The 18,331-nt window shown below is 62.1% G+C and carries 16 protein-coding genes; 10 read left to right on the plus strand and 6 right to left on the minus strand.

All coding sequences use genetic code 11. The features are described from left to right. Nucleotides 1–36: 36 nt before the first annotated feature. Nucleotides 37–1,200, plus strand: coding sequence for a serine hydrolase domain-containing protein (locus CKW40_RS12860; RefSeq protein ID WP_095200223.1), 1,164 nt, complete (start codon nucleotides 37–39; stop codon nucleotides 1,198–1,200). 61 nt (nucleotides 1,201–1,261) lie between these two features. Here CKW40_RS12860 and mgtE read toward each other — a convergent pair whose 3' ends face one another. Both mgtE and CKW40_RS12870 read right to left on the minus strand, forming a co-directional pair. Further along, nucleotides 1,262–2,626, minus strand: a complete 1,365-nt coding sequence (mgtE, locus tag CKW40_RS12865) for a magnesium transporter (protein WP_095200224.1) — start codon at nucleotides 2,624–2,626, stop codon at nucleotides 1,262–1,264. 271 nt (nucleotides 2,627–2,897) lie between these two features. After that, complete coding sequence (locus CKW40_RS12870; protein ID WP_179297935.1) at nucleotides 2,898–4,790, minus strand: ABC transporter ATP-binding protein/permease; 1,893 nt, start codon at nucleotides 4,788–4,790, stop codon at nucleotides 2,898–2,900. A 503-nt stretch (nucleotides 4,791–5,293) separates the two neighbouring features. Between CKW40_RS12870 and CKW40_RS12875 the strand changes: the two genes are divergently transcribed. Further along, nucleotides 5,294–5,728, plus strand: coding sequence for a hypothetical protein (locus CKW40_RS12875; RefSeq protein WP_095200225.1), 435 nt, complete (start codon nucleotides 5,294–5,296; stop codon nucleotides 5,726–5,728). Nucleotides 5,729–5,752: 24 nt separating this feature from the next. On the opposite strand, the gene CKW40_RS12880 is transcribed toward CKW40_RS12875, so the two are convergent. Both CKW40_RS12880 and CKW40_RS12885 read right to left on the minus strand, forming a co-directional pair. Next, nucleotides 5,753–6,433 carry a DsbA family oxidoreductase gene (locus tag CKW40_RS12880; RefSeq protein WP_095200226.1) on the minus strand — a complete coding sequence of 227 codons (681 nt, stop codon included), beginning with the start codon at nucleotides 6,431–6,433 and terminating at the stop codon, nucleotides 5,753–5,755. A 16-nt stretch (nucleotides 6,434–6,449) separates the two neighbouring features. Next, nucleotides 6,450–8,270 carry an extracellular solute-binding protein gene (locus CKW40_RS12885; RefSeq protein ID WP_095200227.1) on the minus strand — a complete coding sequence of 607 codons (1,821 nt, stop codon included), beginning with the start codon at nucleotides 8,268–8,270 and terminating at the stop codon, nucleotides 6,450–6,452. 233 nt (nucleotides 8,271–8,503) lie between these two features. On the opposite strand from CKW40_RS12885, the gene CKW40_RS12890 reads away from it, so the two are divergent. Continuing rightward, the gene (locus tag CKW40_RS12890) at nucleotides 8,504–9,133 is read left to right on the plus strand and encodes an invasion associated locus B family protein (protein ID WP_027046833.1); all 630 of its coding nucleotides are present in this window, start codon (nucleotides 8,504–8,506) and stop codon (nucleotides 9,131–9,133) included. Between the two features lie 100 nt (nucleotides 9,134–9,233). Here CKW40_RS12890 and hspQ read toward each other — a convergent pair whose 3' ends face one another. Continuing rightward, nucleotides 9,234–9,557, minus strand: coding sequence for a heat shock protein HspQ (gene hspQ, locus CKW40_RS12895; RefSeq protein WP_179297936.1), 324 nt, complete (start codon nucleotides 9,555–9,557; stop codon nucleotides 9,234–9,236). Nucleotides 9,558–9,706: 149 nt separating this feature from the next. After that, nucleotides 9,707–10,921, minus strand: coding sequence for a UbiH/UbiF family hydroxylase (locus tag CKW40_RS12900; RefSeq protein WP_095200229.1), 1,215 nt, complete (start codon nucleotides 10,919–10,921; stop codon nucleotides 9,707–9,709). Nucleotides 10,922–10,992: 71 nt separating this feature from the next. Here CKW40_RS12900 and CKW40_RS12905 point away from each other — a divergent pair, with 71 nt between their 5' ends. The 7 genes from CKW40_RS12905 to CKW40_RS12935 all read left to right on the plus strand — a co-directional run bounded on the left by CKW40_RS12905 (nucleotide 10,993) and on the right by CKW40_RS12935 (nucleotide 18,305). Continuing rightward, complete coding sequence (locus CKW40_RS12905) at nucleotides 10,993–11,922, plus strand: DUF2182 domain-containing protein (RefSeq protein WP_095200230.1); 930 nt, start codon at nucleotides 10,993–10,995, stop codon at nucleotides 11,920–11,922. Nucleotides 11,923–11,936: 14 nt separating this feature from the next. After that, nucleotides 11,937–12,551, plus strand: coding sequence for a DUF1326 domain-containing protein (locus tag CKW40_RS12910; RefSeq protein WP_095200231.1), 615 nt, complete (start codon nucleotides 11,937–11,939; stop codon nucleotides 12,549–12,551). Between the two features lie 38 nt (nucleotides 12,552–12,589). After that, a complete protein-coding gene (gene pcsA / locus CKW40_RS12915) occupies nucleotides 12,590–13,396 on the plus strand; it encodes a phosphatidylcholine synthase (protein ID WP_179297947.1) in 807 nt (268 codons plus the stop codon). Nucleotides 13,397–13,423: 27 nt separating this feature from the next. Beyond that, nucleotides 13,424–14,401, plus strand: coding sequence for a quinone oxidoreductase family protein (locus CKW40_RS12920; RefSeq protein ID WP_095200232.1), 978 nt, complete (start codon nucleotides 13,424–13,426; stop codon nucleotides 14,399–14,401). A gap of 279 nt (nucleotides 14,402–14,680) precedes the next feature. Continuing rightward, on the plus strand, nucleotides 14,681–16,258 hold the full coding sequence (locus tag CKW40_RS12925; RefSeq protein ID WP_179297937.1) for an ABC transporter ATP-binding protein: 1,578 nt from the start codon (nucleotides 14,681–14,683) through the stop codon (nucleotides 16,256–16,258). Further along, entirely contained in the window at nucleotides 16,255–17,385 is a 1,131-nt protein-coding gene (locus tag CKW40_RS12930) for an ABC transporter permease (protein ID WP_095200233.1), read from the plus strand. Before CKW40_RS12925 ends, CKW40_RS12930 begins: the two co-directional genes overlap by 4 nt. Then, nucleotides 17,385–18,305, plus strand: coding sequence for an ABC transporter permease (locus CKW40_RS12935; protein WP_095200234.1), 921 nt, complete (start codon nucleotides 17,385–17,387; stop codon nucleotides 18,303–18,305). Before CKW40_RS12930 ends, CKW40_RS12935 begins: the two co-directional genes overlap by 1 nt. Nucleotides 18,306–18,331: the final 26 nt, after the last annotated feature.

Here is an 18,331-nt window from a genome sequence, read left to right on the forward strand (position 1 = left end):
GCAAGCCGCCAGCGCTTGCTGCCAGGGGAGCAATCAATGTCCGTGACAGCCAGTTCCACACCGCTTGATCATGCCTTCGGCGGACGTGTCGACCTGGTCATCGACAGGGCCGTCGAAGAAGGGCGCATCGTCGGCGCCGTGATCCTTGTCGCCCGGCGCGGCGAAATCCTTTACAGCCGCGCCGCCGGCCTGGCCGACCGCGAAGCGAAGAGGCCGATGACGCCGGACGCAATCTTCCGGCTTGCGTCGGTCACCAAACCCGTCGTCGCGACTGCAGCACTTGCCCTTGTCGAAGCCGGTGACATCGGCCTGGATGATCCCTTGGCAAAATTCATCCCGGAATTCCGGCCGAAGCTGGCGGACGGCAGCGAACCCGTTATCACCATCCGTCATCTGCTGACGCACACCGCCGGGCTGGACTACCGTTTTCGTCAGGCGGCAGACGGGCCCTATCATCGCGCTGATGTCTCCGACGGTCTCGACCAGCCCGGCCTCTCCATGGCCGCGAATCTCCGTCGTATCGCCTCGGTGCCACTGTCCTGTGTGCCAGGAACGGGCTGGGGCTATTCGGTGGCGATGGATGTACTGGGCGAGGCCATGGCGAGAGCCACGGGCGCCTCCTTGCCGGAGCTGGTCGATCGCCTGGTCGTCCAGCCGCTCGGTATGCATGACGCGGCCTTTGCCGTGCGCGATCGGTCCCGGCTGGCGACGCCCTACGCCGATGGGCCCGGCGAAGCCATCGTGATGGGAGAACATCACCGCGTGCCCTTTGGCGACGGTTTCATCTCATACTCGCCCGGCCGTGTCTTCGACCCTGCTTCCTTCGCCTCAGGCGGCACCGGTATGAACGGCACCGCCGGCGATGTCCTCAAGCTGCTTGAGGCGCTGCGTTCGGGCGGCGGGCCCGTCATCCGCCCCGAAACGGCAGCGGCCATGACCGGGGACGCGATACCGGGCCTCGAAACCACCATGCCCGGCTGGGGCTGGGGTCTCGGCTTCAGCGTCCTGCGCGACCCGCTCGCCGCATCGACGCCGCAGACCGCCGGCACCTGGCGCTGGGGCGGCGTCTACGGCCATTCCTGGTTCGTGGATCCGGCGTTGGACCTGACGGTGGTGGCGCTGACCAACACGGCAATCGCCGGCATGATGGGCGCCTTTCCCGATGCACTGCGCGACGCCATCTATGGCAGGCAGGCCTGAGGCAACTCCACGAAGGACGGAACCCGCCGCGGGCATGGCCAGCGGCGGAGACAGTGATGCGCTACAACAGCGTGCCGCGCAGGATGACCAGCGCCACCGAGAAGTAGATCACCAGCCCGGTGACATCGACCAGGGTGGCAACAAACGGCGCTGATGCACTGGCAGGATCGAAACCGATCCGTTTCAGGGCAAAGGGCAGCATCGATCCCGACAGGGAACCAAAAGTGACGATGCCGACCAGTGCGGCGCCAACCGTCGTGGCGATCAGCGGCCAATGCGGCCCATAGTCGTAGAAGCCCATATACTGCCAGAGCGCGATACGGCAGATGCCGACCACGCCGAGCATGGCGCCCAGCACGAGACCGGTGGGCAGTTCGCGCAACGCCACCCGCCACCAGTCACGCAGGCCGATCTCGCGCAGTGCCAGCGCACGGATGACCAGCGAGGTCGCCTGTGAGCCGGAATTGCCGCCGGAGCTCATGATCAGCGGGATAAAGAGCGTCAGCACGATGGCCTTCTCCAGCTCGCCCTCGTAGCTCTGCATGGCGTTGGCGGTCAGCATTTCGCTGATGAACAGCGCGCACAGCCAGCCGCCTCGTTTCTTGATCATCGAGAGGAAGCTCATCTTCATATAGGGCTCGTCGAGCGCCTCCATGCCGCCGAAGCGGTGCACGTCCTCCGTCGTCTCCTCGATCATCGTATCGATGATGTCGTCGATGGTGACGATGCCGAGGATCTTGCCGTGGTCGACGACCGGGACGGCGAGCAGATCGTATTTGGAGATCGTCTGCGCCAGGGTTTCACGATCGGTCAGCGGCGTGACCGTGACCGGAACGCGGTCCGGCGCTACCGACAGGATCGGGTCGTCCGGTTCACCGGTGATGAGCCGGCGCAGGCCGGTTGAGCGCACCAGCAGGTGTGTTTGCGGATCGACGATGTAGATCGCGTAGACGGTTTCGCGCGTCCGCTCGACCCTGCGGATGTAATCGAGCGTGCGCCCGACGGTCCAGTCCGAGGGAACGCTGACGAACTCCGTCGTCATGATCGATGCGGCGCTGCCTTCGGGATAACCCAGGATCGACAGCAGGGTCGCGCGCAACGGCGGCGCCAGCGCTCCGAGCAATTCGGAGCGTGCCGGCTCGTCGAGCTCGCGCAGGATGTCGGCCGCACGGTCGACCGACATGGCGGTGAGCAGCTTGCTTGCCTTGGGGCGGGGCAGGGCCTCCGCGAGTTCGGGTGCAGCTTCGAGTTCAGGCTGATCGAAAATCTCGACCAGCCGCTCGAAGGGGACCGCGCAAAGCAGATCCGTCGCGGTTTCGCGCGATTCACGGTTGAGCGCCTCGACCACGTCGGCGACATGGTCGTTTGCAAGGATGCGGGCGATGGCGACGGCCTCGTCGTCCGCTACGGGAGAAAAATCGTTCATGGCTCACTCCTTGCCGTCCGGCAGGACATGAACCATTCAGGTCACGTCTAGGCGGACGGCGGTTGCGTTCGACTAATACTGTCGCCAGGCATGGCGCGGTGACCTTTCCGCTTGCGGGTTCGCGTTTGACTATCGGCAAGCCGGCGCAACATAGGAGTGCATCTTGCCGAGTCAATCGTGGTGAGTGAGGAAAACGGCGCCTGACGGCTCCGATCGCGATACTGTGATCGCCGACTGCCGCCAGATGCGGCAAGTCGCGGTGAAATCACGGTTATTTCTGCTTCAGCCGACGCGAGAAACGCAGCCATTTGTCCTCGACCGGCCGTGGCTGCGCCAGGATCGTGGTGAGTTCGACGGGCAGGGTTGGAGTCAGCGGTTTCTTGGTGGCGACGCCGTCGGCGATTAGGACGATCGAGTGGTAAAACTCGGTGCCGGCAGCTGATCTCGGCGCCACCGCTTCGTGCATGACGCTGATCACCGTGACATCGGGGCAGTTGTCCTTGATCGCCTGATGGAAGGCAATCTTGCCCTCCGGGTCGAGGGCGCCGGTCGCCTCGTCGAGGAACAGCAATCCCGGCTGCTGCAGGATGATGCGGGCCACCACCAGCTTCTGCTTCTGGCCGCCCGACAAAACCTGATCCCAGCTTTTGCCCTCGCGGCTCTCATTGGCCATTTGTTCGATGAAGTCGCCGAGCCCAGCCTTGTGCAGCGCGGACGCGACCTGGGCGTCGCCATGGTCATGTTCGGAGCCCGGCAGGCAGACCAGCTGTTTCAGCGACACTTGCGGGAGCTTGACCTCCTGGGCGGCATAAAAACTCTTCACCCCGTCAGGGAAGACGATGGTGCCGTGGCCGTACGGCCAGAGACCGTTGATCGCCTTGATCAGCGAAGTCTTGCCGCAACCGGATTCGCCTTTCAGGAAGGTCCACTCGCCGCGCCGGAAGCGCAAATTGGCGGCGCTGAGGAAAGGTGTAGCGTCCTCGCCCTGATGCGCCAGTTCGAGCTTCTGGATGGTCAGGCCAAAAACCGGATTCTGGCTGGCATAGTGGAAGTCGGAACGGCCGGTCTGGCTGTAGAACGCTTGCGGGTGCTGAACATTCTCGATCGCATTCGCCAGCTCGGTGACACGCTGGCTGTTGGCACGCAGCGTCGCAATGGCCGGCATGACATGGATGAACCACGAGCACTGGCTGATCAGCTGGGCGACCATTTCAGAGCCGGTTATGTAGCCTTTGTAGTCCAGGCGGTTGTGGATGAACGACACGAGACCGGGACCATAGGCGACGATCCGGGCGCCGATGAAATTGTAGATCAGCTCGAACGAGGTATAGCTGTTGTTGACGACATTGAGCCGGCCCCAGGTTTTGTCGATATCGACATAGAGCTTGTCGTGCATCGACTTTTGCACGTCCTCGCCATGCGAGGCGGCGACATGGAAGCTGCGGCGCAGGAATGTCGTCAGTTCACTGCGGTAACTGCCCTCGGCCTGCTGCATGCGGATATTGAGCCGCTCGAGCAGGCGCCCAAGCCTGACCGCGATCCAGGTGTTCAGCGGCACGTAGATGGCGACGGCGAGGAAAGCCAGCACTGCGCTGCCATAACTGCCGAGGAACTCCAGCCCTTTAACCTCGACCGAGGATCCGATCAGATTTTCGCCGATAAAATAGAGCGAGGTCGCGACACCCAGGACGCCCATGGCAAGACCGATCGCCCCGCCGGTCATGTCCTTGATGGATTCCTGGATGCGCTGGTCGATGTTGTCGGGAGCCACGATGCCGCCGGCCGCCGAACCATGCTGGGCATGGAAATGGGTATGATTGCCGTCGAGCAGAGCCTGGTTGAACTGGCTGTTCAGCCAGCCACGCCATTTGCGGTGCAACGTTGCGGAGACAAGACCGCGCACGCCGGTGAAGCCGGCATCCTTGAGCACGACCAGCACCACCAATATGCCGGCATTGGTCAGAATTGCGCGCAGCGGGCTGGTGTTGGCGGCATCGTGGAAGAAGGCAATCGAATTGCCCAACTCGCCCAAAGCCAAGGCAAACCAGACGCCGGCCTTGCTGGAAAGCGCCGTTAGCAGGGCGATGACAATGGTGAGTGTCCAGGCTTCCTTCCAGCGATCCGAGACCCAGTAGGCCCGCATCACCCCCCAGAAACTGCGCATCGAGGATACCGGCGTCAAATGCGACCGCCCTGCGGCGCCGCGGTGTAGTCCATCCGGTACTGACTCTTGCGATCGTCTGCCGATCCGAATCACGATCCCGCCCAAACCTTTTTTGTTTTGTTACGGATAGTAACACCAATTGATCATTTTCCATTAATTTTTGTAGGGGGGCAGCGAGATTGAAGTTCCAGCCGTGTCCGCAAGGCAACAGAAAAGGCTTTCCAAGCGTCGCGCGGAAGTCGGCGGAAAAGCTATTAAACGCAATAATATCAAATTGTTACCGGATGACGATGCCGGGGGTGCATACTTTCCCTAAGGGAAGGTATTCACACGATTTCGTGACTCATTTTGGCTTGTCCGGCCGACCGAACTTTCATTGCGGGCTAACGAAAATTCCCGAAAACGTGCCGTCATTGATATCTGCTTTGACAATTCCCGCGTCCGGGATTGAACCTTCCGGGGCGTTGTCGACACCCAGGATTGTCCAACAGGGAAGCTTCCTCATGCTCACACGCGCAACCGCAGCTTTCGTCCTGGTGGCCTGGCTACCCCTCCCTTTGGCGCATGCCGCCGAACAGAGCATCCCGGCCAGCGCCGAGGGCCAGATCGAATTCAACACGCCATCCGATAACATTGGCTGCATCTACACGCCGAAAGGCGGCACCAGCACCTATGAGCCACAGGATGGCGGCCCGGAACTGAGCTGCTCGCGCGTCGAGCCGAGCTACATCACCATCATCCTCGGCCCCAAGGGGCCAGCAACGCTGATCAAGAATCCAGGCGAACAGCCTTGCTGCAGCGACGTCACAAGGCTCGCCTATGGCAACAGCTGGAGCGCTGGGCCCTTCTTCTGCCAGTCATCGACCAAGGGACTGACCTGCACCGCCACAAATGGCCACGGATTTTTTATCAGCAAGGCGAAGGCGACGGTGAAGTAACGCCTGCCTTTGTAGGAACCTGCCTCAGCCGACTTTGTCCAGCTCGCCCCGGGCCTTGGCCGCCGCCACCTGGCGGATGGCATCAGCCAGCGTGTCGGCGTCCTGAGCGCCCATCACGGCATATTTGCCTTCAAGCAGAAAACACGGCACGCCTGATATGCCCATGCGTGATGCCGTGGCGATCTCCGTGCGCACCGCTTCGACATCGGCGTCGGTCGGCAAGAGCGTGGCCACCACGGACGCATCCATACCGGCCTCGCGGGCGGCTTCGACCAACACGGCATGGTCGCCGATGTTGACGCCTTCCTCGAAATTCAGCTGGAACAGGCGACGGACCAGCCTGTTCTGCACGGCTTCGCCGGCAGCACCCGCCCAGCGGATCAGGCGGTGCGCATCCAGCGTGTTCGGCGCCACCTTGATGGCATCGAAAGCAAAGGAAATGCCCTCCGCCTCGCCAAGCGGCTCGATGCGGGCATGGATCTCGCGAATGCGCTCTTCGCTGCCGAACTTGGCCAGCATATACTCCCGGCGGTCCTTGCCTTGCGGCGGAATGGTCGGATCGAGCTGGAACGGCCGCCAGCGTATGTGCACATCGACATCGCCGGCCGCGGCAACCGCTCTGTCCAGCCGCTTCTGGCCAATGAAACACCACGGACAGACGACGTCCGACACCACATCGACAGTAATGGCGTTCGCTTCGCTCATCTCGATCTCCGGATTGTCAGTTCGGTTTGCGCCACCAGGTCGGCAGCTGATAACCGAATATGGGCGTCTTCTGCGGATGTTCCAGATAATTCCAGTACGCAAGCCACTGCTGCGTGTTGTACTGCATCGGCACCATATAGTTGCCCGAGATCAGCAGCCGGTCGAGGACGCGAACGGCGGCGACATAGTCTTCCTTCGAGCGGGCGCGCAGCATCGCGTCGATCGCGGCATCGATCGCCGGGTCGGCAACACCGGCGAGATTGAACGAACCTTCGGCCCTGGCCGCCTCGGAGCTCCAGCGTCCGAGCTGTTCGAAGCCTGGCGACAGTGAATTGTTGAAGCCGCTGGAGCCGATCAGAGCCTCGAAATCGAAGCGCTGCTTGCGCGACTGGATCTGGTCGCCGTCGAGGCTACGGATGCTGACGTTGATGCCGATCTTCTCCAATGTGCGCTGATAGATGCCGGCCAGGCGCTCCTCATCTTGCGAGGCAGTCAGGATCTCGAATCCGAAAGGTTTGCCGTCGGGATCGAGCATCGTACCGTCCTGCACGTGGTAACCGATGCTTTTCAGGAGATCGAAAGCTGTCTTCAACACCTTGCGGTCCTGGCCCGAACCGTCGGTCACCGGCGGTTTCCAGGTACCGTCCATGACGTCGGGCGGCACACGGCCGGGGTAGGGGGCGAGCAACGCCTTTTCCCTGTCGTCGGCCGGATGGCCGAGCGCGGAAAGCTCGGAGTTCTGCCAATAGCTCATCGTGCGCGTGTATTTGCCGCCGAACAGGTTCTTGTTGGCCCATTCGAAGTCGTAAAGCATGCCGAGCGCCCGCCGAACCACCGGATTGGAGAATTTCGGCAGCCGCGTGTTGAACAGGAAGCCGGTCACCACGGGCGGAATGCCGGTGTCAAAGGTTTCAGAAACCACCTCTCCCCGGTGGAAGGCCGGGAAATCCAGATCGCGCTCCCGTTTGACCGGATCGCCGTCGTCATCGATAGCGCAGAGGCCTTTCTTGAAAGCCTCGAGCTTGGCGTTGGCGTTGAGGAAATACTCGATGGTGATCTGGTCGTAATTATCGAAGCCGCGCTTGGCCGGGACATCCTTGCCCCAATAATCGGGGTTGCGCTTGAACACGATGCGCTGGCCCGGCGCCACCTGGGCAATGGTATAAGGTCCACTGCCAATCAGCGGCTTCAGCGTCGTCTTGTCGAAAGTCTCCTTGTCAAAGGCGTGTTTCGGCAGGATCGGCGTCAGCGCGATGATCAGGGGCGTTTCACGATTGGCCTTGTCATTGAAGGTGAAGCGCACGCTGTGATCACCGGTCTTTTCGAGCTTGGCGATCAGGCTCATGCGTGCGTTGTAGGGCGGGCGGCCCTTGTCGGTGAAGACATCGTAGGTGAACAGCACATCGTCCGGCGTCACCGGCTCGCCGTCTGACCACTTTGCATTGGGGTTGAGGTGGAATTCGATCGACTTGCGCTCGGAATCCATGTTCGCGCTGTCAGCGAGCAGGCCGTAGAGACTGAAGGCCTCGTCGTAATTGCGCTGCATCAACGGCTCGAAAACGAGGTTGCCGTAGGTCAGATCCATCATGCCGCGCGCCGTCGTGCGCAGGCTTTTCAGGATGAAAGGGTTGAGGTTGTCGAAGCTGCCGACAACACAATAGGTGATGTTGCCGCCCTTCGGCGCATCGGGATTGACGTAGTCGAAATGGGCATAGTCGGGCGGCAGTGCCGGCTCGCCCTGCATGGCGATGGCATGCTTCGGTTCCGACATGGCCGGCCGCAGCGAAAGGGTAAAAAGCGATATCGCGGTGATCAGCCAAACAAGAACGCGGCCCATGACCGTCTCCTTAACAGGTCGGCTTGATGATTCGGTGCGCACCCTAGCATGAGGCGGCTGCGTGCCGGCCAATGGCGTCATCAAGAATTACAAGTGAGCGGGCTGGATTCGGCACCGCTTGCAGTGTAACACGCCGTCCGAAGTCATTCTGTTGCCTCATTTCGGCAACAGGTAGCTGGACCACACGGCGCAGAGAAGCCGGTTCCGGGATCATTTGAGAGGAAGTGCACGACATGACGAGCCTGAACAGCAACGCATACCGCCTTTCGGTCATGGCCGCGGGCGTGGTCGGCTTTCTGGGCGCAGGACTTCCCTCTGCTTCCGCACAGCAGCAGCAACAGATTCCACAGGGCTGGTTCAAGGCCTGCACCAAGCAGGAAGACGTCGACATCTGCAACGTCCAGAACATCGTCACTGCCGGCAACGGCCAGCTCGTCACCGGTGTCAGCCTGATCGAACTCAAGGGCAAGGTGAACCGCAAGGTGTTTCAGGTGACGGTCCCGACCGGCCGCCTGGTGCCTCCCGGCATCGGCCTGCAAATCGATACCGGTAAGGCCGTAAAGCTCGACTATGTCATCTGCTTCCCGGATCGTTGCGTGGCCGAAGTGCCGCTGACCGACCAGCTCGTCGCCTCGTTCAAGAAGGGTCAGGGGATCACGCTGACCTCGATCAATTTCCAGAACCAGGCCAACCCGATCAAGATCGCGCTCCAGGGCTTCAGCGGCGCCTATGACGGCCCGCCGCTGCAGCAGTCGGACATCGAGGACCGGCAGAAGAAGCTCCAGGACTTCGTCGCCAAGAACAACCAGGACTTCGCCAAGAAGCTCAAGGACGAGCAGGACAAGGCCAAGACCGCCAACTGATCGCCGGCTCGGGCCACCCACCAGTCAAAGAAAAAGCGGGGTCATGCCCCGCTTTTTTCGTTCCAGACCATGACTGGATTTCCTGACGGTAGCCGGAAACTCAGTGCCTTGACTGACGTTTCGGCTCGTAGCGCCCGTCCGGCTTCTTGTCGAACATCTCCTGGATCTGCGGGTGGCGGACTGGCTCGCCCGACCGATCCTCAAGCAGATTCTGCTCCGACACATAGGCGATGTATTCTGTTTCCGAATTCTCGGCGAGCAGGTGGTAGAACGGCTGATCCTTGCGCGGCCGCACGTCGGCGGGGATGGCTTCGTACCATTCGTCGGTGTTGGCGAATTGCGGATCGACGTCGAAAATGATGCCTCGAAACGGAAACAGCCGGTGGCGAACCACCTGCCCGATCGCGAATTTGGCCGTTTTCATCGTACTCACCACTGAATTCCTTGACTTTATTTGGCGCAGACTCCGAGTCAATTCAATCCCGAAGCGTCTAAGCGCCTTCAAGCTACGCAAAATGCGGAGCAAAGGTTTTTGATTGGTGCCGCGATGCCGCGATAAAATCCGCAAGATCGCTACTGCTGCCGCATTGGTTTTCGCAGGCCACCCACAAGTGCCGAAAAACCGCTGCCGGGACGAAGCCCTTCGCGCATGAAGAAGGCGCGGAGCGGTGTAAAGCCGCCGAGTACGCTTAGACCGGCGCCACGCGCCATCTGCGCCGGCAGCATGTCGGAAAGCAGCGACATGTTGAGCAGATTGACCGCGCTGCTGCGCGCCAGGATGTCGGGCCGGCGCTTGAAATCGTAGGCGGCAAGGGCCTTGGCCGCACCGGGGTCGCCACGATTTTCATTCGCAATTCCAACCAGATCGTCGATATCCCTGATACCAAGGTTGAGGCCTTGCGCACCGATCGGCGGGAACACATGCGCGGCTTCGCCGACGAGCGCCACCCTGTCTCGCGCAAAACGCAGGGGCGTTACGGTCGAAAGCGGATAGATCTGGCGGCCCGGCTCCACCGTCACCCGGCCCAGCATCGACTGCATCTGCTGCTCGACCCGTAGCGAGAGCGCTGCATCATCCAGAGCGGCAAGCTCGTTGGCGGTCTCGGGCTTCACCACCCAGACGAGGCTCGAGCGATTGCCGGGCAACGGAACCTGTGTGAACGGACCCGTCTCGGTGTGGAACTCGGTCGAGGTGAAGGCATGCTCGCTTCTATGGCCGAAATTGAGCACGAGCGCGGCCTGCGGATAGGCGCGCGAACCGGTCGAAATGCCCGCCGCCTCGCGGGCAGGCGATTGGCGTCCGTCTGCGGCGACCGCCAGCGATGCGCCAATCTCGCTGCCGTCGGCAAGGGTGGCATAAGCCTTGTCGGCATCGAGACGCCAGGTCTTGACCATCGACCTGCGCCATTCGATCCCGGAATGCGCGGCCACCTTGCCGGCAAGCGCCGGGCCAAAGACGGCGTTGGGCAGGTTCAGCCCGAATTGGTCCTCGTCGATCTCGCTGGCGCGGAAGGTGACGACAGGACTGCGGATCAGCCGGCTGGTCGCATCGACAATGCGCATGACTTTCAAGGGCGCGGCCTTGGGCTTGATGTCTTCGAGGACACCAAGCCGCTCAAGCACTTTCAGAGCAGGGTTCATCAGCGCCGTGGTGCGGCCGTCGGGGGCCGACGCCTCAGGCCCGACCAGCGTCACCGGGAAGCCGGCATCGGCGAAAGCCAGCGCCGCAATCAGCCCTGCCGGCCCGGTGCCGGCAATCAGTATCGGCGCTGTTTCCTGATGCTCCAAGGTCGGCTTCCGGCTTGCGATGCGAGGCGGGCCCACCAGACCTGCCAGTTGAGCAGCATATAGGGCAGTTCATGCAGCTTGATCAACGCGGCGATTCGGCCCATTCGGGTGTCATGACCGGCCATCAGGACGATTTCAGCCATCTCGACCGCGCTGGCCGCGCCGCGGCTCACATCGCGCGCAACCCGCGCTTGACGGTCAATATCGTCGTCGGCGCGAGCATTCTGCTCGCCTGGCTGTTGTTGGCCGCGATGGCGATTCGCGGTGCAGAGGCAAGAGGCAGCGTGCCGGGCGACACGCTGCTGCGTGGCCTGCCGCAGTTGCCGCTGCCTGATTTCCTGGAGCGGTTCTTCGCGCTTTGCCTGTCGCCGGTGCCTCTGGACGCAAGCCTCGGTTGGCGCGCCCTCGCGCTCATCGCGATGTGGTTCCTGATGGCGATCGCCGCGATGCTGCCGTCCGCGGCGCCGATGATCCGCACCTATTGCGAGATCGCCGATACCGCCCGGATCAAGGGCGAGCCGGTCGTCCATCCGCTGGTGCTGGTTGCCGGCTATCTCGGCGTCTGGCTCGCCGCTTCGATGCTGTTTTCCGCGCTGACACTGGGCGTGCACGCATTCGCTGAGTCCGGCGAAATCTACGACCCACTCCTTGGCATTGCCGGCGCGCTCGCCTTGCTGGTTGCCGGCCTCTACCAGTTCAGCGGCCTCAAGCAGGCCTGCCTGAAGAAGTGCCGCAACCCGTTCTCGACCCTGTTTTCGAACTGGAGTGCCAAACCAATCCGCGTCTTCCGACTCGGTGTCGTGCAAGGCATCTGGTGCCTCGGCTGCTGCTGGGCGCTGATGCTGGTGATGTTCGCCGTCGGCGTGATGAACATCTTCTGGATGGCGCTGATCGGCCTGTTCACCCTGATTGAAAAACAAACGACAGGCAGTCTTCCAACCCGGCTGGCCGGTGCGATACTGCTTGTCTGGGCAGCCGCCCTGCTAGTAATCTCGCTGTGAGTGGGGGAAATTCAATGACAGATCAGGGCTGGGCAATGAAAGGAGAGCTCGTACTCTCCTGCAATTGCACGGTTTTTTGCCCTTGCGTGCTGTCGCTCGGCAGTCACCCGCCGACCGAAGGCTACTGCCAGACCTGGGCGGGTTTCCGTATCGATGCCGGCCATTTCGGCGAGGTCGACCTCTCCGGCCTCAACCTCGGACTGATCATGGAAATCCCCGGCTACATGAGCCGCGGCAACTGGACTGCGGGCCTGTTCATCGACAAACGCGCCTCGGTCTACGCGGTCAAGGCATTGACGAAGATCTTCACCGGCAAGGCGGGCGGAACCACATCGCTGCTGTCGATCCTGGTCGGAAAATTCCTGGGTGTCGAACAGGTGCCGATCACCTATGAGACGCGCGACAAGACGCGTATCTTCCAGATACCGAAGATCATCGATGGGGCGGTTACGCCAATCGCGGGCAGGGATCGCGAGAAGGATACGGTGATCACGAATTCGGAATACTGGATCGCGCCGGAGATCATCGTGGCCAAGTCCGAGAAGAGCAAGATGCGCGCCTTTGGCCGCAACTGGAATTTTGCAGGCCGCTCGGCCGAAATCTGCAAGCTGGATTGGCGGGGCCCGTGAGCAAGAACACATCGCCGAGGAATATGGCGGCCAGGAATATGGCGGCACGGAAAGCCGCCAAGAAAATCACGGACAGGATTCCGCGACCGAAGAAGAAAGTCACCTGGCCGCAGGCGAGGGCGTTCTCCGTCCATCTGCTGACAGCGTCGGGCTCGTTCCTTGCCTTCCTGTCGCTGGTAGCGGCAAGTGAGGAACGCTGGACAGCGATGTTCTGGTGGCTTGGACTGGCGCTGTTCGTCGACGGTATCGACGGGCCGATCGCCAGGAAGCTCGAAGTCAAGAAAATCCTGCCGACCTGGTCGGGAGAACTCCTCGACAACATCATCGACTATGTGACCTATGTGCTGATCCCGGCCTTCGCGCTCTACCAGCGCGGCTTCATGGGTGAGGGCCTGTCGTTCCTGTCGGCGGCGATCATCGTCGTCTCCAGCGCGATCTATTATGCCGACACCGGCATGAAGACGAAGGAGAATTTCTTCAAGGGATTCCCGGTTGTCTGGAACATGGTGGTGTTCACGCTGTTCGTCATCGAGCCGGGACAATGGGTCTCGTTCGCGGTGGTGGTGGTGGCCGGCATTCTGACCTTCGTGCCGATCAATTTCATTCATCCTGTGCGGGTGGTGCGGCTGCGGCGCATCAATCTCACAATGACGCTTTTGTGGTGCGCCTTCGGCGCGCTTGCGCTTGCGCAGGCGGCTTTGGCAGCGTTCTATGATCAGATCGGCGTGCTGGGCGAACAGGTCAGCACCTTCATCAAGATCGGCATCACCATCAGCGGGCTTTACCTGGCTTCTATCGGTGGCATCATGCAGTTCTTTCCAAATCTCGGCGCCAAAAAGGCCTGATCGGACGCTCTCTAGGGAAATCCAACCATGTCCAAAGCAATCCGCATCCATGCCCATGGTGGCCCGGAAGTTCTGACCTATGAGGATACCGATCCCGGCCGGCCGGGTTCCGGGCAGATCCTGGTCCGGCATACGGCCATCGGCCTCAACTTCATAGACGTCTATCATCGCTCCGGGCTCTATCCGCCGCCCGGCGGTTTTCCGCTCATTCCCGGCAGCGAAGCCGCCGGCGTGGTGCTGGAGGTCGGTGAGGGCGTCGACTGGCTGAAGCCGGGCGACCGCATCGCTTATTCGACGAATGTCGGCGCCTATGCCGAGCAACGCGTCATCGCCGCCGGCCTTGTGGTCAAGATCCCCGAGGGCATCAGCGACGAGCAGGCGGCCGCGATGATGCTGAAAGGCATGACCGCCGAATATCTGCTGCGCCGCACCTTCAAGGTGAAGGCGGGTGACACGATCCTGTTCCATGCCGCGGCCGGCGGTGTCGGGCTCATTCTTGGCCAATGGGCGAAACACCTCGGCGCAACCGTCATCGGCACGGCTAGCTCGACCGACAAGATCGAACTCGCCAGGGCGCACGGCTTCGACCATGTCATCAATTACAAAGAACAGGATTTCGTCGCAGGCGTCGCCGCCATCACCGGCGGCAAGAAATGCGACGTCGTCTACGATTCGGTCGGCAACGACACATTTCCGGCCTCGCTCGACTGCCTGAAGCCGCTCGGCATGTTCGTCAGCTTCGGCCAGTCCTCGGGACCGATCCCGCCATTCTCGATGTCGTTGCTGGCGCAGAAGGGCTCGCTGTTCGCGACCAGACCGACGCTGTTCGTCTACAACGCCAAGCGCGAGGATCTCGATGCCTCCGCGGCGGCGCTGTTCGAGGTGGTGCTCAGCGGCGCCGTCAAGATACAGATCAACCAGCGTTATGCGCTCAAGGATGCGGGCAAGGCGCATGCCGACCTCGAGGGTCGCAGGACCACAGGGACGACCATTCTCATCCCTTAGAGACTGTCTGGAAACTCTGCTCTGGCGGCCATCTGATGGCGTTTTCTGCGCTTCCGGTGCTCACGGACCCAAATGTCCGCTGCGCTTCGGTTCTCGAAACCACCACCATATGACTCGCCAGAGCGAATTTCGAAACAGTCTCTTAGTCCCGCCAGGCTTGCTATCCCTTGAATTTCCGCTGAAATTCTTGAAGCTCTTTCAAGACGCGTGCCGCCTTCCGTTGAGAGCCGGCGGCGCCTACCATGCTTGCGGGAACACAGAACATATCTGGCGAACCAGATGGGAGGCACTGTGAGTGCAAATCATGATGGGGCGAACCTGCTTGAGGTTCGTGGCCTGACCAAGATATTCGGCACGCTGACGGCGTGCGATCATATCGACCTCAACATCGCCAAGGGTGAAATCCACGCGCTGCTCGGCGAAAACGGCGCCGGTAAGTCGACGCTGGTCAAGATGCTGTTCGGCTCGCTGGAGCCCAATTCCGGCGAGATTTTCTGGAACGGCCAGGCGGTACGGATCACCAGCCCGGGTGCGGCGAAGAAGCTCGGCATCGGCATGGTGTTCCAGCATTTTTCGCTGTTCGAGGCGCTGACCGCGGCCGAGAACATCGCGCTGTCTCTGGACGACGGTTCGCCGATCAGCAGCATCGCCGCGAAGGCGAGGGCGCTTTCCTACAGTTATGGCCTGCCGCTCGATCCCGACTCGCTGGTCGGCGACCTGTCGGTCGGCGAGCGCCAGCGCATCGAGATCATCCGCTGCCTGCTGCAGACGCCGCAGCTCATCATTCTCGACGAGCCGACCTCGGTGCTGACGCCGCAGGAAGCCGACAAGCTGTTCGAGACGCTGGAGCGGCTGCGCGCGGAAGGCAAATCGATCCTCTACATCTCGCACCGGCTCGAAGAGGTCAAACGCATCTGCGACCGTGCCACCGTGTTGCGGCATGGCAAGGTGGTCGGTCATTGCAACCCGCGCGAGGAAACTGCCGCTTCGCTCGCCCGCATGATGGTCGGCAACGAAGTGCAGGCCGTGGTGCGTGCACCGGTCGAAGGGATCGAAACCGCTCAACCGTTGCTCGAAATCCGCAATCTCAGCCGCAAGCCGGCGACGCCGTTCTCCATTCCGCTCAAGGCCATCAGCCTCAATGTCCGCGCCGGCGAGGTGATCGGCATTGCCGGTGTCGCCGGCAACGGCCAGGGCGAATTCTTCGAATCCGTCTCCGGCGAGGTCTCGCAGCAGGATGCCACCTCGGTGCGCATCCGCGGCAAGGATGCGGGTGGCCTCACCATCACCGGACGGCGCCTGCTGGGGGCCGCCTTCGTGCCGGAGGAGCGCCTCGGCCATGGCGCGGCTCCGCGCATGAAACTCTCGGAAAATCTCCTGCTGTCGCGCCATGCCACCGACGGCAAGGCCTTTGTCGGCACCGGTGGAATGGTCAAGAGCGGCGCTGTTTACGCCGCCTCGCAACGCATCATCGAGGCGATGGACGTACGCAAGAGCGCGCCGGATCCGGAAGCGGCAGCGCTCTCGGGCGGAAACCTGCAGAAATTCATCGTCGGCCGCGAACTCGATCGCCGCCCAAGCGTCATGGTGGTCAACCAGCCGACCTGGGGCGTCGATGCCGGTGCCGCCGCCCACATCCGCCAGGCCCTGATCGAACTGTCGCGCAGCGGATCGGCGGTGCTGGTGATCAGCCAGGACCTCGACGAACTGTTCGAAATCTCGGATGCGATCGCAGTCATGCACAATGGCGAATTGTCCAAGCCGATGCCGATCGCCGAAGCGACCTTCGAGAAGGTCGGCCTGCTGATGGGCGGCGCCGAGCCCGGCCACGCCGAACACACGCTGGAGACGGCATGATGCGCCTCGAACTCGTCAAACGCCCGCAGCGCTCTGCGCTGTTTTCGGCCCTGTCGCCGTTCATCGCCTTCGCGCTGACGATCATCGCCGGCGCCATTATGTTCGCGCTGCTCGGCGTCAATCCGCTGACCGCGTTCCGGATCTACTTCGTCGAGCCGGTCAGCCAGGTCTGGCAGCTGCATGAGCTGGCGATCAAGGCGGCGCCACTGATCCTGATCGCGGTCGGCCTGTCGGTCTGCTACAAGGCCAACATCTGGAACATCGGCGCCGAAGGCCAGTTCATTTTCGGCGCCATCTTCGGCTCCGCCATTCCGGTGCTGTTTCCGCAATTTGAAGGCCCGCTGGTGCTGCCACTGATGCTGCTGCTCGGCATGGTCGGCGGTGCGGCCTATGCGGCGATACCCGCGTTTCTGAAGACCCGCTTCAACACCAACGAGATCCTGACAAGCTTGATGCTGGTCTATGTCGCGCAGCTCTTCCTCGACTGGCTGGTGCGCGGCCCGTGGCGCGATCCGCAGGGCCATGGTTTCCCGCAAACGATCCAGTTCGGCGACTCCGCCGTATTGCCGGAACTGATGCCGGACGCCGGACGCGCCAATTGGGGTTTTGTCTTTGCGCTGGTTGCCGCGGTGCTGATCTGGATCATGATGGGGCGCATGCTCAAGGGCTTCGAGGTCCGCGTGCTGGGTTCCAGTCCGCGGGCAGGGCGCTTCGCCGGCTTCGGCCTCAGCCGCATGGTGTTCTTTGCCTTCCTGCTGTCAGGCGCACTGGCCGGCCTTGCCGGCATCTCCGAAGTCTCCGGCGCCATCGGGCAGCTGCAGCCTGTCATCTCGCCCGGCTACGGCTTCACCGCCATCATCGTGGCGTTCCTTGGCCGCCTCAATCCGCTTGGCATCATCGCCGCGGGTCTGGTGCTGGCGCTGACCTATCTCGGCGGCGAGGCGGTGCAAAGCGCGCTCGGTATTTCCGACAAGGTGGCGAGGGTGTTCCAGGGCATGCTTTTGTTCTTCGTGCTCGGCTGCGACACGCTCATCCATTACCGCATCCGCCTGATCGGCCTGGCGCTGACGAAACCAGAAGGCGCGGCGAAGCTCGAAGCCGCGCCGAAGTTGAAGGAAGCCCGCTGATGGACATCACCGTCAACATCCTCCTGACCATCGCCACGGCGGCGACACCGCTGTTGATCGCGGCGATCGGCGAACTGGTGGTCGAACGTTCCGGCGTGCTCAATCTCGGCGTCGAAGGCATGATGATCATGGGCGCGGTCGGCGGCTTCGGCGCCGGCTACCTGACCGGCTCGCCCTGGCTCGGCCTTTTGGCGGCAATCGTCATGGGAGCCGTTTTCTCGCTGCTGTTCGCCGTGATGACGCTGTCGCTGGCGACCAACCAGGTGGCGACTGGCCTGTCGCTGACGCTGCTCGGCCTCGGCCTCTCAGGCATGATCGGCACGAGCTTCGTCGGCCAGCCCGGTGTCAGGCTGCCCAATCTCGACATTCCCGGCCTCAGCTCAATCCCGGTCGTGGGCAAGCTGCTGTTCGGCCAGGATCCTGTCTTCTACATCTCGATCGCGCTGACCGCCGCCGTGATGTGGTTTCTGTTCAAGACGCGCACTGGCCTCACGCTGCGTTCGATCGGCGACAGCCATGCCTCGGCGCATGCGCTCGGCATCAAGGTCATCCGCTACCGCTATCTCTCGGTAATCTTTGGCGGCGCCTGTGCCGGTCTCGCCGGCGGTCATCTGTCGCTGGTCTATACGCCGCAATGGGTCGAGAACATGACCGCGGGCCGTGGCTGGATCGCGCTGGCGCTGGTGGTGTTCGCGTCGTGGCGGCCGTGGCGGGTGCTGGCCGGCGCCTACATCTTCGGTGCGGTGTGGATCGGCCAGCTTCATGCACAGGCTTTTGGCATTCCGGTGCCCTCGCAGATGCTTTCTTCTTTGCCCTATCTGGCAACCGTCGTGGTTCTCGTTCTAATCTCGCGCAACAAGCGTCTGACGATGATGAACACGCCGGCATCCCTGGGGCAGCCATTCGTTCCGGATCGTTGACAACAACAAAAAGACGGGAAGCTCCA

The sequence above is a fragment of the Mesorhizobium carmichaelinearum genome (assembly GCF_900199455.1).
GTDB lineage: Bacteria > Pseudomonadota > Alphaproteobacteria > Rhizobiales > Rhizobiaceae > Mesorhizobium > Mesorhizobium carmichaelinearum.

What these genes read in the sequence shown, in the direction of transcription:
- CKW40_RS12860 (WP_095200223.1), top strand. Translation starts at nt 37, where the DNA reads ATGTCCGTGACAGCCAGTTCCACACCGCTTGATCATGCCTTCGGCGGA.
- mgtE (WP_095200224.1), bottom strand. Translation starts at nt 2,626, where the DNA reads ATGAACGATTTTTCTCCCGTAGCGGACGACGAGGCCGTCGCCATCGCC.
- CKW40_RS12870 (WP_179297935.1), bottom strand. Translation starts at nt 4,790, where the DNA reads ATGCGCAGTTTCTGGGGGGTGATGCGGGCCTACTGGGTCTCGGATCGC.
- CKW40_RS12875 (WP_095200225.1), top strand. Translation starts at nt 5,294, where the DNA reads ATGCTCACACGCGCAACCGCAGCTTTCGTCCTGGTGGCCTGGCTACCC.
- CKW40_RS12880 (WP_095200226.1), bottom strand. Translation starts at nt 6,433, where the DNA reads ATGAGCGAAGCGAACGCCATTACTGTCGATGTGGTGTCGGACGTCGTC.
- CKW40_RS12885 (WP_095200227.1), bottom strand. Translation starts at nt 8,270, where the DNA reads ATGGGCCGCGTTCTTGTTTGGCTGATCACCGCGATATCGCTTTTTACC.
- CKW40_RS12890 (WP_027046833.1), top strand. Translation starts at nt 8,504, where the DNA reads ATGACGAGCCTGAACAGCAACGCATACCGCCTTTCGGTCATGGCCGCG.
- hspQ (WP_179297936.1), bottom strand. Translation starts at nt 9,557, where the DNA reads ATGAAAACGGCCAAATTCGCGATCGGGCAGGTGGTTCGCCACCGGCTG.
- CKW40_RS12905 (WP_095200230.1), top strand. Translation starts at nt 10,993, where the DNA reads ATGCAGCTTGATCAACGCGGCGATTCGGCCCATTCGGGTGTCATGACC.
- CKW40_RS12910 (WP_095200231.1), top strand. Translation starts at nt 11,937, where the DNA reads ATGACAGATCAGGGCTGGGCAATGAAAGGAGAGCTCGTACTCTCCTGC.
- pcsA (WP_179297947.1), top strand. Translation starts at nt 12,590, where the DNA reads ATGGCGGCACGGAAAGCCGCCAAGAAAATCACGGACAGGATTCCGCGA.
- CKW40_RS12920 (WP_095200232.1), top strand. Translation starts at nt 13,424, where the DNA reads ATGTCCAAAGCAATCCGCATCCATGCCCATGGTGGCCCGGAAGTTCTG.
- CKW40_RS12925 (WP_179297937.1), top strand. Translation starts at nt 14,681, where the DNA reads ATGGGAGGCACTGTGAGTGCAAATCATGATGGGGCGAACCTGCTTGAG.
- CKW40_RS12930 (WP_095200233.1), top strand. Translation starts at nt 16,255, where the DNA reads ATGATGCGCCTCGAACTCGTCAAACGCCCGCAGCGCTCTGCGCTGTTT.
- CKW40_RS12935 (WP_095200234.1), top strand. Translation starts at nt 17,385, where the DNA reads ATGGACATCACCGTCAACATCCTCCTGACCATCGCCACGGCGGCGACA.